12 protein-coding genes are annotated in these 12,306 nt (G+C 73.2%); 6 read left to right on the forward strand and 6 right to left on the reverse strand.

The genetic code is table 11. The annotated features are described in order from the left end of the window. Positions 1-112: 112 nt before the first annotated feature. Together SD460_RS20825 and SD460_RS20830 are read right to left on the reverse strand one after the other, a co-directional pair. Positions 113-742: a ScbR family autoregulator-binding transcription factor gene (locus tag SD460_RS20825; protein WP_290061470.1), complete on the reverse strand. Its 630-nt coding sequence runs from the start codon at positions 740-742 to the stop codon at positions 113-115. Beyond that, entirely contained in the window at positions 739-1,158 is a 420-nt protein-coding gene (locus SD460_RS20830; RefSeq protein WP_290061467.1) for a nuclear transport factor 2 family protein, read from the reverse strand. The genes SD460_RS20825 and SD460_RS20830 overlap by 4 nt, the downstream gene beginning before the upstream one ends. A 253-nt stretch (positions 1,159-1,411) precedes the next feature. On the opposite strand from SD460_RS20830, the gene SD460_RS20835 reads away from it, so the two are divergent. The 6 genes from SD460_RS20835 (at position 1,412) to SD460_RS20860 (ending at position 9,281) form a co-directional block, all read left to right on the forward strand. Next, the gene (locus tag SD460_RS20835; protein ID WP_290061464.1) at positions 1,412-1,939 is read left to right on the forward strand and encodes a DUF4142 domain-containing protein; all 528 of its coding nucleotides are present in this window, start codon (positions 1,412-1,414) and stop codon (positions 1,937-1,939) included. Between the two features lie 113 nt (positions 1,940-2,052). After that, positions 2,053-2,721 carry a response regulator gene (locus SD460_RS20840; RefSeq protein WP_290061461.1) on the forward strand — a complete coding sequence of 223 codons (669 nt, stop codon included), beginning with the start codon at positions 2,053-2,055 and terminating at the stop codon, positions 2,719-2,721. A 101-nt stretch (positions 2,722-2,822) separates the two neighbouring features. Next, the gene (locus SD460_RS20845; protein ID WP_290061458.1) at positions 2,823-3,374 is read left to right on the forward strand and encodes a lamin tail domain-containing protein; all 552 of its coding nucleotides are present in this window, start codon (positions 2,823-2,825) and stop codon (positions 3,372-3,374) included. Positions 3,375-3,453: 79 nt separating this feature from the next. Beyond that, positions 3,454-3,708: a helix-turn-helix transcriptional regulator gene (locus SD460_RS20850; protein ID WP_290061455.1), complete on the forward strand. Its 255-nt coding sequence runs from the start codon at positions 3,454-3,456 to the stop codon at positions 3,706-3,708. A gap of 115 nt (positions 3,709-3,823) precedes the next feature. Next, positions 3,824-4,441, forward strand: a complete 618-nt coding sequence (locus SD460_RS20855) for a lamin tail domain-containing protein (protein ID WP_290061453.1) — start codon at positions 3,824-3,826, stop codon at positions 4,439-4,441. Positions 4,442-5,375: 934 nt separating this feature from the next. Beyond that, positions 5,376-9,281 carry a S8 family peptidase gene (locus tag SD460_RS20860; RefSeq protein ID WP_318306580.1) on the forward strand — a complete coding sequence of 1,302 codons (3,906 nt, stop codon included), beginning with the start codon at positions 5,376-5,378 and terminating at the stop codon, positions 9,279-9,281. Here the strand turns inward: SD460_RS20860 and SD460_RS20865 are convergent. The 4 genes from SD460_RS20865 to SD460_RS20880 all read right to left on the reverse strand — a co-directional run bounded on the left by SD460_RS20865 (position 9,271) and on the right by SD460_RS20880 (position 12,282). Continuing rightward, positions 9,271-10,257: a helix-turn-helix domain-containing protein gene (locus SD460_RS20865; protein ID WP_290056827.1), complete on the reverse strand. Its 987-nt coding sequence runs from the start codon at positions 10,255-10,257 to the stop codon at positions 9,271-9,273. The two genes, SD460_RS20860 and SD460_RS20865, sit on opposite strands and share 11 nt — an antisense overlap. 78 nt (positions 10,258-10,335) lie before the next feature. Further along, positions 10,336-11,295, reverse strand: a complete 960-nt coding sequence (locus tag SD460_RS20870) for a threonine ammonia-lyase (protein ID WP_290056829.1) — start codon at positions 11,293-11,295, stop codon at positions 10,336-10,338. Further along, positions 11,292-11,936: a helix-turn-helix transcriptional regulator gene (locus tag SD460_RS20875; RefSeq protein ID WP_290056830.1), complete on the reverse strand. Its 645-nt coding sequence runs from the start codon at positions 11,934-11,936 to the stop codon at positions 11,292-11,294. The genes SD460_RS20870 and SD460_RS20875 overlap by 4 nt, the downstream gene beginning before the upstream one ends. Continuing rightward, on the reverse strand, positions 11,929-12,282 hold the full coding sequence (locus SD460_RS20880; RefSeq protein ID WP_290056832.1) for a RidA family protein: 354 nt from the start codon (positions 12,280-12,282) through the stop codon (positions 11,929-11,931). The genes SD460_RS20875 and SD460_RS20880 overlap by 8 nt, the downstream gene beginning before the upstream one ends. Between the last annotated feature and the right edge of the window lie 24 nt (positions 12,283-12,306).

Raw genomic sequence — 12,306 nt, forward strand, 5'->3', positions numbered from 1 at the left:
GGGGGGCGCCGCCCCGGTCCGGCCCCCTTGCGTGTTGTGTGTTTTGTGGGGTACAACCCCCAAAAACCCCCCACGACAAGGTGACCACCAGGAGAGCGGTGCCCCTCGACGGTCACCCCGGCTCCGGTGGCTCCAGGCGCACCCGCGCCGACGTGCCGGGTTCGACGAGCCCGGGCAGGCGCTGCCGCCACATCGCGCGGACGCGGCCGGCGAGGTCAGGCTCGCCGGCCGTCGCCCGCGCGAGCAGGTGGGTGCCGGCGAACTCGGCGACGGTGCTCTCGGCGGCCGCCCGCACGTCGACGCCGTCCCGCAGTTCACCCGCGTGCCGGGCGCGGCGCAGCAGCTCGCGCACCACGGCCAGCCAGCCGAGGAAGTGCGCGGGCGCGAGCACGTCCGCGAGCTCGGCGTGCAGCGGCAGGCGGACGCTCGCCCGGTAGCGGGGATCGTGCTGCAGCCGGCGGGCGACCTCGAACGTCAGCCCGACGAGCACCTGCACCGGGCTGGACTGCCGCGCGGAGAGCCGCGCCGTCAGCTCCCACCACAGCGGGCAGTACCGCTCCACGACCGCGGCGGCCAGCGCCGCCTTGGACGGGAAGTGGCAGTACAGCGCGCCTTTCGTCACCTCGGCCTCCGCGCACACCGTCTCCAGCGTGGTGCCCGCGAAGCCGAGCCGGTCGAAGATCGCGGCGGCGGCGTCGACGAGCTCCTCCCGCGTCCGGCGGCCGCGAGCGGTGCCGCTCACGCCGCGGGGCCCGCCGGGTGCGCGAGCAGCCAGCACGAGTCGACGAGGCCCGCCCCGGCGGTGAGGGACACGGCGAACTCGTAGGCGGTTTCGGCGCCGCCGGTCTTGGCCTGGCAGCGGATCCGGCCCAGCACCACGACGGTGTCGTCCTCGCAGACCCAGCGGCCCACGCTGAGCCCGGCGACGGTCAGCGCGGAATCGAACGCCGAAAGGAACGACTCGACCTGCCGCCGGGTGCAGACCACGCAGGTTCCGCCGGGTTTCTCCGGGGTCGGTCCACGCCATTCGACGCGCGGCGCGAGCAATTGCGCGACGCCCGCGAAGTCTCCGGTGCCGAACCGCAGGAGCACTTGCTGCGCGAGGACGATGGCGGCCGGATCCGGGCGTCGGCAGCGGGCCTGGACAGCAGAGTTCACGCGGTCTCCTGGGGGATTCGCGGTCGGTGGACGGCGGGGCGACGATACCGGAAAAACGGTCCTCCGCCGCTCCTCGGTGGTGATTCATCATCAGGGACGACGGCATTCGCAGGTGATCTTTGCGCCGTTCGCGGGAGTTGCGTTTCTGGGGCGTGGCCGCAAATCGGATGTCGGCTTTCGTTCCTCGGATTGCCGGTGCCGCGACGATCATCGACGATCGGCCCCGGCCTGCCCCCGACCCAGGGAGAACGACATGAAAGCTCGGTCCGTCTTGGCGGTGGCCGCGGTGCTCGGCGTCCTGCTGCCGGTGGCGCCGGCCGCCGCCGCCCCGGTGCCCGCCGACGTGTCCGTGGAGGACCGCGAGTACCTGAACCGGGCGCACCAGGACAACTTGGCCGAGATCGTCACCGGACGGCTGGCGGAACGGGGCAGCTGCGCGGCCGTGCGGGAACTCGGGCCCCGGTTCGCCGCCCACCACACGGATTCCGACGCCGACCTGATCGGCGTCGCGACCCGGGAGTCGGTCACGCTGTACTCCGTGCCCGACCCCGGCAGGCTCGACCGGATCGCCGACCTCGCGGCCCGCTCGGGCCCGGACTTCGACGCCGCCTGGCTGCGCGACCAGATCGGCGCGCACGTGGCGGCGCTCGCCTCGGCCGACCGGGAAACGCGGCAGGGGTGGTCGCCCGAGGTCAAGGCGCTGGCCGACCGCACGGCGCCGATGCTGCGGCAGCACTTGGACGAGGCCGTCACGGCACTGGACGTGTGCACCCCCGCGTGAGGGATCCGTTCGGCGTGTGAACGCGGCGTATCACCCGGATGACGGTCTGCGTCCGGCGGCGGAAGCGGCAGGATCGCACCCGGCCGGAGCCGGACGAGACACCAAGGGGAACCATGCACTGCGTCACGACGCTCGTGGTGGACGACCAGCCCGTGCTCCGGTATGCGCTCCGGCAGCTGCTGCGGGACTACGCCGGGGTCCGCGACGTCACCGAAGCCGGCTCCGAGCGAGAAGCGTTGCGGCACTGCGAAACCACGCACCCCGACCTGGTCATCACCGAGCTGTCGCTCGCCGGGGAGCCGGCGGGGGCGGGCATCTGCCAGTTCGCGAAGGAACGCCTCGACCGCACGGCCGTGCTCGTGTTCGCCGGCGACGCCTCGCCCGCGGCCGTCGCGACAGCCCTGAACGCCGGCGCCGACAGCTTCGTGCACAAGTCGGTCAGCGGCACGCGGCTGATGGCCGCGGTGCGGGCCACGCTCGCGGGCAGCCGGGTGTGGGTGCCGGCCGGGCAGGCGGCGCCGCTGCTCGCCGGGGCCGTGCCCCACACCGCCGCGATGACCAAGCGGGAGGAGGACATCCTCGCACTGATGCTCTGCCGGTGGTCGAACGACGAGATCGCCGGCGAGCTGCACCTGGCCCGGCAGACGGTGAAGAACTACGCCAGCCGGATCCTGCAGAAGCTCGGGTTTTCGAGCCGGCGGGAGCTGGTGCACTCGCTGGCCTCCGGGGCCGGCCCGGTGCCCTGCGCGACGCCGTTCCGCCCGCCGGGTGCCGACGGTTGACCCGGGCGCGGTACCGGCGGTACCGGGAGTACCCCTCGCGGCCGAGGTTCGGTACCGGCCGGTCCCTGTGACCCGGAGATCTTTTTCCTAGTGTGGCCGGAGTGAGCACTTCGGCGTCGGCGAAGCAGCCGTTCCCCCGGGAGGCCGGTTCCGTGATCGCGCGAGGCGCGCTGGCTCTTTCGCTCGCGCTCGGCGGGCTCCCGGCGCCACCCGCCGCGGGGCCGCTGGTCAAGATCCACGAGGTGCTGACCGGCACGGCCGGGTACCTCGTCCTGCACAACGTCGGCGCCGCGGACGTGGACCTCGGCGGCTGGTCCGTGCGCTCGTGCACGGGCAGCCCGGCGCCGGTCGAGCTGGCGCTGCTGCCGGCGGGCGCGGAACTCCCCGCCGGCGGCCACTTCCTCATCGCCGCGGCGGGCTTCGGCGGCACGGACGCGGCGCAGCTCGTCGTGCCGGAGGTGCCGGGCGACGGCGAAATGCTGCTGGACCAGCGCCGGGCGCGAGCCGACGCCGTCGGCTGGACGGCGTCGTCACCGTGCCGGGAGCGGCAAGCGGCGACGGCGTGCCCCGGGCTCGCGGAATCGCGGGACGCGGCGAGCCGTGACACCGACGACAACCTCGCCGACTTCAGCTGCGTGCGCGCGAGGATCTGAATTCATCCGAAATCAGGAGAAAGGGGTGTTCGTGGTGCCCGCAAAAAGCAGGCGCGGGGAAAGAACGTCGTTCGATTCGATGTGCGAACTGCTGGCCGAGCGACGGACGGCGCGGGGCTGGTCCCAGGACGACCTGGCGGCCCGGCTGCACGCGATGTCCGGCAACGACAGCGTCACCCGGGAGGAGATTTCCCGCTGGGAGCGGGGAAAGCGGATCCCTGGCCCGTACTGGCGGAGCTGGCTCAGCCGGGTGCTGGAAACCCCGTGCGCGGAGCTGGAACTCGCTGCGGCGGTGACCCGGCGGCAGCGCCGGCTGGCTGAAAGTACCGGATAACTGGCCCCTTCCGGTCGCGTCGATCTTCCTTGGATACTGGTCCGGCCACCGACCGAAAACAGTTCCGGAATGGTGGACAGCGGTATTCTCAATTCCTCCCCGAAAGGATTCGATCATGCGTCGTCTTCTGGCTTGCTCGGCAATCCTGGCCTCGGTAGCGGGCCTCGCGGCCGGCGGTGTGGCCGCCGCGACCGAAGAGCAGCCTGCCGTTTCGTCGTCGGTGGTGATCAACGAGCTCTCGACCCGCGGCCCGAACGGCACGACCGACGAGTTCATCGAGATCCGCAACGTCTCGAACCGCGCGCAGGACCTGACCGGCTACACGATCCGCGTGTACGGCCCGGGCAACGCGGTGCTGGACACGATCGCGCTGCCGGCGGGCACGGTGCTGCAGCCGAAGGGCAACCCCGGCCAGTTCGTGGTCCTGACCGGCCAGAACTTCTCCGGTACGATCACCGACCAGACCAACGTGGTCCCGTTCTTCCTCTCGACGGTGGAAGGCATCCCGTCGAGCGGCGGCGTCGCGGTGTTCAGCCAGACGGGCGCGAAGGTCGACGGCGTCGCGTTCAGCACGTCGGCGTTCACCCCGCGCGAAGGCCAGGCGGCGGTCCCGGAGACGGCGACGACCGAGCAGCTCGCGGGGGCCAGCGCCCGCGACATCCTGAGCACGGACACCGACAACAACCGCATCGACTTCTCCCTGCACCAGCGCACGCCGGGCATGGAGAACTGACCTTCGCCCCCGCGGCGGCCGGCTCGTGAGTGCCGGCGCCCGGGCGGGTCGCCTGGTCGGGTGGATGCCGGACCTTGGCGGCCCGCCTGGGAGGGCCTCGTCCGGCTGATTCCGCTGCCTCGGCCGGGTGGGGAGCCTCGCGGTCGCGGAGCTTTGTTCCACCGGAATGCCGAGCCCGGCCGCGGGTCGGCCGGGCGGCTTAGCCGGGGCTGGGTCGTGAGTGCCTGCGCCGGGAGCCGCTGCTCGCGGTCGGGCCGGCCGGGCGGCTTTGCCTGCGCCGCGAGCCGCTGCTCGCGGTCGGGCCGGCCAATTTCCCGGCAGGGCCCAGGGAACTGCGGTCGCGGGTCCGGCCACTCGCCTGGCGGAAGTCCCGACGGGGCGGATCGCCCTGCCGCGGCCGGGCAACCGCGATCTCGGGTCCGGCCGCCCGCTCGGCGAGAGTCTCCTCTGGCGGCGGGACCCCTGCCGCGGCCGGGTCGTGACGGGGGCGTGGCCCTCACGGCCCGGCCGCACTCCATCCGGCGGGCGCTCGCGCCCCGGCGGGCGCTCCCGCCTGGCGGGTACCCCGCCAAGACGGACGCTTCCGCCCGGCGGGTACCCCGGCCCGGCGGGCGCTCCCGCCCTGGCGGGTACCCCGCCCCGACGGGCGCCCCGCCCGCGGCCGCCGTTCCCCTCGCGTGCGGCATCCGCCAGGCGCGGCGGAGCGCCCGCCGCGGCCGGGCCGTCCGAGCGCCGCTCCGGTCCGGTCGCACCCCGGGAGGCCCGGGCCGTCCCACTCGGCCCGGGCCTTCCCCTTGGCGGGATGTCGCCGATGGCGACACCCCGCCAGCCGAACCCGTGTCTTTCTGGCAAAACCTCGCTCATCCTCGGAAAAACCCTCGCGGCGGCCGTGCTCCACGGCCGCCGCCTGGCATCCGAGGAGAGTGAGGTCCCGATGTCCCCGCGTCCCCCTCACCGGCCGAAGCGGCTTCACCTGGCCGTCGTCGCCGCGATCGTCCTGTCCCTGCTGCCCGTGCCCGAAGCCGAAGCAAAAGCCGCCACACCGCCCGACCTCCACCGCGTCACGCTGCTCACCGGCGACGTCGTGACCTACGAACAAGACAACGCGGGGCACCGCACCGCCCAGGTCGAGCCGGCGTCGCGCCCGGACCGGCCCCAACCCGCCTTCACCATCACCACCACCGCCGAAGGCCTGCTCGTCTACCCCTCGGACGCCCTCCCGCTGATCACCACCGGCGTGCTGAACCGCGACCTGTTCAACCTCACCGCACTGGTCGGTGACGGCCGGGACGACGCGGCCTCCGCGACGATCCCGGTCATCGCCCGCTACGGCGGCCGGACCGCGCTCTCCGCGACGGCGCTGGACGCGAAGGCGAAAGCCCTCCCGCGCACCGCCCGCCGAATCCCGCTGACCAGCGCCAACGGTGTCGGGCTCCGGGTCGAAAAGGCCGGCGCGGCGGACTTCTGGCACGCACTGGTGACCCGGGACGCCGCGGGCCGGCCCGCGCTGACCGGCGGGATTTCGGCGGTCCAGCTCGACCGGAAAGTCCGGGTGGCGCTGGACCAGAGCACCGTCCAGGTCGGCGCCCCGATCGCGTGGCAGCACGGCTTGACCGGGGCCGGGACGACGGTCGCCGTCGTCGACACCGGGATCGACGCCGAGCACCCGGACCTGGCCGGCAAGACGGTCGCCGCCGCGGACTTCAGCGGGGAAGGCGACGTCGTCGACCGCAACGGCCACGGCACGCACGTCGCGTCGATCGTCGCGGGCACCGGTGCGGCTTCCGGCGGGCGCTACAAAGGTGTCGCGCCGGACGCGAAACTGGTGGTGGCCAAGGTCTTCGACGCCTCGGGCGAAGGCGACACCGCGCAGGTGATGGCCGGCATCGACTGGGTCGTGGCGCAAGGCGCGAAGATCGTCAACCTCAGCCTCGGCGCCGGGGTCAGCGACGGCTACGACCCGCTCAGCCAGCAGCTGGACACGCTTTCGGCCGAGAAGGGCACGCTGTTCGTCGTCGCCGCGGGCAACGCGGGCCCCGGCGACCGGACGGTCACGACCCCGGGCGCGGCGGCGTCGGCCCTCACCGTGGGCGCTCTCGACCGCGACAACTCCCTGGCGTGGTTCAGCAGCCGCGGGCCGCGCCTGCGCGACGCGGCGGTGAAGCCGGAGATCGCCGCGCCGGGGGTCGGCATCGCGGCGGCCCGCGCGGCGGGCACGGAGCTGGGCGAGCCGGTCGACGACTTCTACACGCGGTTGTCGGGCACGTCGATGGCCACCCCGCACGTCGCGGGCGCCGCGGCGATCCTGCTCCAGCAGCAGCCGGGGCTGTCCGGCGAAGCGCTGAAGAACGAGCTGGTCAGCACGGCGAAGGACGTCGGCCTGCGGTGGTACGAACAAGGGTCCGGGCTGCTCGACATCGCCCGCGCCGTCACCCAGGAGTCGAGCGGCACGGCGGTGGCGAGCTTCGGCCGCACCGAGCGCACTGCCGCGGCGCGGGTCGTGCGGACGCTGACCTACGCCAACACCGGCGACCAACCCCTCGATCTCACCCTGAAGCTCCAGGTGCGCCCGTGGGACGACAAGGCCGCGCCGCTCCCGGGGATGAAGCTGTCCGGGACGACCCTGTCCGTGCCGCCGAAGTCCACGAAGTCCGTGGAGCTCAGCGAAGATCCGAACGACGGCACGGCCGGCGTCTACGGCGGCTCGGTGCTGGCCACGACCGCGGACGGCTCCGACGCCGTGCGCACCGCCGTGAGCGCGTACAACGCGGCGGCGCTCGCCCCGGTCACCGTGCGGGTGCTGGATTCGACCGGGGCGCCCGCGGCGCTGGCCTCGGTGCAGCTGATCGACGACAGCGCGGGCAGCGCCAACCGCAACGACCCCTTCCTCGACCAGGTCAGCCAGCAGGTCGACCTGGTGGACGGGATCGGCCGGGTCGGCGTGCCCGCCGGCCGGTACTCGGCGCTCGGCTGGGTCGTCGAAAACGGCGCCGCGGCGCGCCGCTGGTCGGGCGTCAGCGCGGCCGCCGTCGCTGTCACCGGCCCGGCGGAGATCACCTTGGACGCGGCGACCACCGTCCCGGCCACGTTCGTCCTGCCCGAGCCCGTCGACCCGCGGGACCGGACCGTGATGCTGCGGCGGGTCATCCCGCCGTCCGCGAGCTCGAACGGCTACGTCGGCGAAGCCGGGCTGTCGACCGGCGGGTCCACTTGGGACGTCCGGGTCGCGCCGGCGCCGGCCACGACGACGGGCACGATCTCGTTGCAGGACAGCGCGGTCCTGTCGTCGGCCGCCGTCTTCCTGAGTGCGGGAACGACCGTGCTCGATCCGGCGTACGACGTCCCGTCGCTGACGGCGAAACTGCCCGGCGAGCGGACGCTGCCGCTCGTGTTCGCCGAGGCGGCGAACCTGGCGGCGGCCGACGTCCGCGGAAAGGCTGTGCTCGTGCGGATCCCGGCGGGCTCGCCCGAAGCGGTCTCCGCGAGCGCGTCGGCCGCGGCCCGCCAGGTGGCCGCGTCGGGCGGGACGGTGCTGCTCCCGTACGCCGGTCCGGCGCCGATCCCCGGGCTCACGAGCACGGTGGTGCCGACGCTTTCCCTGGGCTACGACCAAGGCGAGGCGCTGCGCGCGGCGACGTCGGTGCACCTCGTGGTGCGCGCGGTGCCCGACGCGATGTACAACCTCAGCTACTTCGACCGCAACGGCGTGCCGAAGGACCTCACGCGGCGCGTCGACCGGTCGTCGCTGGTCGCGACGAAGACGACCTACCACGCCGACCGCCCGGACCTGAGCGGGCAGAAGACCTGGTACGCCTTCCCGACCGGCTCGTGGAAGACGCAATTGGTCCAGGGCGAGAAGATCCCGGTGCCGGGCACGTGGACCGAGTACACCGGGCCGGGCGACGACCGGCTGGTCTGGAAGCGCGTGGTGACGTTGTCCGGCACCGACGCGACCGGCAGACGGGCGTCACTGGCGATGAACCGCCAGGGTGCCTACCGCCCGGGCGAGCGGACGCGGCCCGACGAGCACTGGTTCCGCGCGCCGCTGCACAGTACGGCGGTGGAGCTGCCCCTCGACCACCCGGCTCGCTACCCGGCGACGGCGAACGGCTGGACGGTGCTGTGCTCGCTGTGCCGCGGCGGGACCGACCCGGACCTGTTCGTCCCGGGTCTGCAGTGGACGGACGGCGCGAACTACACGAGCCCGTACGAGAACGCCCGCTACTTCACGGGGACGACGGCGCGCCTGTTCCGCGACGGAGCCGAAGTCCCGCGGTCCAATGCGGACGATCCGCTCGCGCTGTTCCCGCAGTTCCGGCTCGCGCCGGAGCAGGCGACTTACCGCCTGGACGTCACCGACGTGATGCCGGCCCAGGCGTGGGTGGGCACGCCCAGCACGGTCCTGTTCCAGCGCGCGCCCCGCACGGACACGTCGTGGACGTTCACCTCGGCGCGCTCCGCGGCGGCGCCACCCGCCGGGTACACGTGCTACCCGGCCGGGGCCGCGTGCTCGTTCCAGCCGCTGATCCAGCTGGACTACCGGATCCCGCTCGACCCGGCGAACCGGGCCCCGTCGGGTCCCGCGTTCACGTTCGACATCGCGGCGGCGTCCCATTCCGGCGCGCGCGGTGGCCCGGTGACCCAGCTGAAGGTGTCGTCCTCTGTGGACGATGGCCGGACGTGGACGGCGGCGGTGGCCAAGCCGCGCGGCGACGCGGTGTGGACGGTGACGGTGAACCAGCCTTCGGGTGGGTTCGTCTGGCTGCGGACGGAAGCCCGGGACGCGTCGGGCGACTCGGTCACGCAGACGGTGCAGCGGGCGTACGCGCTCACTCCCTGACGTCGGGCCGGGGAAGCGCGACCCACCCGCGCGCGGCTGCTTGCAGGCCGGCTTGGAACCGGGTGCCGGCGCCGAGCTGGTTCATCAGGTTCTGCAGCCGGCGCTGGAAGGTCCGGTAGCTCATCCCGAGCTGCTTGGCGATGCTGCGGTCGGGCAGGCCGGTGGTGAGCAGGGCGAGCAGCCGGGCGTCGTCGAAGGACAGGACGCCCGGCTGCTCGGCGGCCGGCAACCGCAGCGGCAGCCCTTCGCGCCACAGGAGCGCGAAGAGCGCACCGAGCGCGTCGAGGAGGGCACACCGCCGGATGACGAGCGCGGTCCGGATTTCGGGCAGGTCGGACCGCAGCGGGACGAGCCCGAACTCCCGGTCGACGAGGATCATCTTCACGGGTGCTTCCGGCACGACCCGGGCTTCCTCGCCGAGGACGAGCCCGGCCTCGAGATCGGTGGGGAGGTCGTGCAGCTCGAGCGCACTCCGGTCGTAAACCCCGCGAAACCGGACCCCCCGTTCGAGCAGCTCGCGTTCGGCCGGGTGCAACACCGTGGGCGGCTGCGCGTAGGGCGGCTTGTCCACGAAGGTGACCTCTTGCCGGGCCCGTCGCAACAGCTGATCGGCCCGCTCGGCGATGCGCTCGGTGCCGTGCACGACTTCGACGAGGTCGACGGGATGCTGCGCGGGCGCCTCCCGGAACCGCTGTTCGAGCCGCTCACTGACCAACCGGGCGGCGGCCAGCTCCTGCTGCTTGCGCCCGAGCATGGCGCCGAGCGCGACCTCCGGCCGCACAGGGGCGTAAGCCTTGGGCGTCCCGGGGAGCCGGGCGAGCAGCCCCTTCCGCGTGAGGACCCGGACGATCGGCCCGAGCTGGTCGTCGGAAAGCCCGGTGGCGTCCCGGAGTTCGGCGATGGTCATCGATCCGGAGCCGGCGAAGGCTTGGTAGACGTCCAGGTCGGTTTCCCGGAGGCCGATGATGTCCAGCATGACCCTCCCGCGGGGCTTTGCTGCACGTTAGCGCCGCCGTGCGGCGGGGGAGCGGTACGGAAGGTACTTTCCGCACCGCTACCGGGCGATCAGTTCGGCGAAGCGCTCCGGGCTGACGTTCCCGCCGCTGAGGATCACCCCGACCCGGCCGGACGCGGCCACCCGCCCGCTCAGCACCGCCGCCAGGCCGGTCGCGCCACTGGGTTCGAGGACGAGCTTGAGGCGTTCGAACGCGAACCGCATCGCCTCGCGCACCGCGTCGTCGGACACCAGCGCGATGTCGTCGACCAGGTTACGGTTGATCGAGAAGGTCAGCTCGCCCGGAATCGAGGCCGCCTGGCCGTCGGCGATGGTGCGCGGGACGGGGATCGAAACGCGTTCGCCCGCGTCGAGGGAGCGCTTGGTGTCGTCCCCGTCTTCGGGCTCGACGCCGACGATGCGGATGCCGGGTTGCAAGGCCTTCGCGGCGGTCGAACTGCCCGCGATCAGGCCGCCCCCGCCGACCGGGACGACGAGCGTGTCCACCGGACCGTGGTCTTCGAGCAGTTCCAGCGCCGCGGTGCCCTGGCCGGCGATGACGTGCGGGTGCTCGTACGGCGGGATCAGGGCCAATCCCCGCTCGGCGGCCAGTGCTTCGCCGAGTGCGACGCGGTCGCCGGTGTACCGGTCGTAGGTGACGACCTCGGCGCCGTACCCCCTGGTCGCGTCCACTTTGGACTGCGGGGTGTCTTCGGGGACGAGGATGACCGCGCTGCTCCCCAGTTCCCGGGCGGCGAGCGCGACGGCCTGGGCGTGGTTGCCCGAGGAGTACGCGGCGATGCCCTTGGCCAGCTGTTCGGGTGAGAGCCGGGAAGCGGCGTTGTACGCGCCGCGGAACTTGAACGCCCCGATGCGCTGGAGGTTTTCGCACTTCAGCAGGACTTCGGCGCCGACGAGGTCGTCGAGGGTGCGGGAGCGCACGACCGGGGTCCGGTGGGCGACGCCGGCAAGCCGGGCGGCGGCGTCGCGGATGTCGTCGAGGGTCACGGGCGGGGTCATGAGGCTCCTTCGGCGCGGATTTCGGCGAGGTAGGTGTAGGCGGAGGCGCGGGAGATGCCGATCCGGGTGGCGACCTGGGGCACCGCTCGCCGGACGGCGAACACGCCGCGCCGGTGCAGGCTGCGGAAGAGGTCGAGGCGCTCGTCGCGGCTCAGCGCGGCCCACGGCTTGTTCAGGCGCAGCTGGTGTTCGTCGACGATCGCGTCCACGACGGCGTCGATGTCGTCGCCGAAGGTCGTGGTCGGCGCGTCCACGGTCGTCCCGACGTCGGCGAGCTCGGCGACGAGGGTGCGCAGCTGCCCCAGCGCGGTCACGTCGAGGTTCACGCAGAGCGCGCCGAAGACCGTGCCGCCGCTGTCGCGCACCAGCATGGTCGAGGACTTCACGAGCTTCCCGGACGCGGTGCGCGTGACGTAGTTCAGCTGGTCCTCGGCGTCGTCGCCCTGCGCCAGCAGGCCCATGCCGATCTCGCTCATCGAGCCGCCGACGCTGCGTTCGGTGACCGAGCCGGCGATCGCCACCACCGACGTCTCCGGACGGCGGAAGTCGTGCACGACGACTTCGCAGAACGAGCCCAGCGTCGCCGCGATGCCGTCGGCGACCGGGGCCAGCGCGGCGAGGATCGCGTCCTGCTCAGACATCGCGCACCCGGGCGAGCGCCTCGACTTCGACGACCCCGCCGTAGGGCAGCGCCGCGACCCCGACACAGCTGCGAGCGGGTCGTGGCTCGGCGAAGAACTCTTCGTAGACGCGGTTGAGGCCGTCGCGGTCGGCGATGTCGGTCAGGTAGACGACGACCTTGACCACGTCCGCGCGGCTCGCCCCGACCGAGTGCAGGGCGGCGTCGAGGTTGGCGAACGCCTGGGGGCATTCGGCGTCGAAGCCGCCGGGCGCCGGCGCGCCGGTCGCGGTGACGCCGAGCCGGCCGGACACGGCGACGAGGTCGCCACTGCGGAAGGCGGCGGGGTAAGGGTGTTCGCTGCTCACCAGACAGACTGTACAAGATCTGGA

Source organism: Amycolatopsis solani, assembly GCF_033441515.1.
In the GTDB taxonomy this organism is placed as follows: domain Bacteria; phylum Actinomycetota; class Actinomycetes; order Mycobacteriales; family Pseudonocardiaceae; genus Amycolatopsis; species Amycolatopsis solani.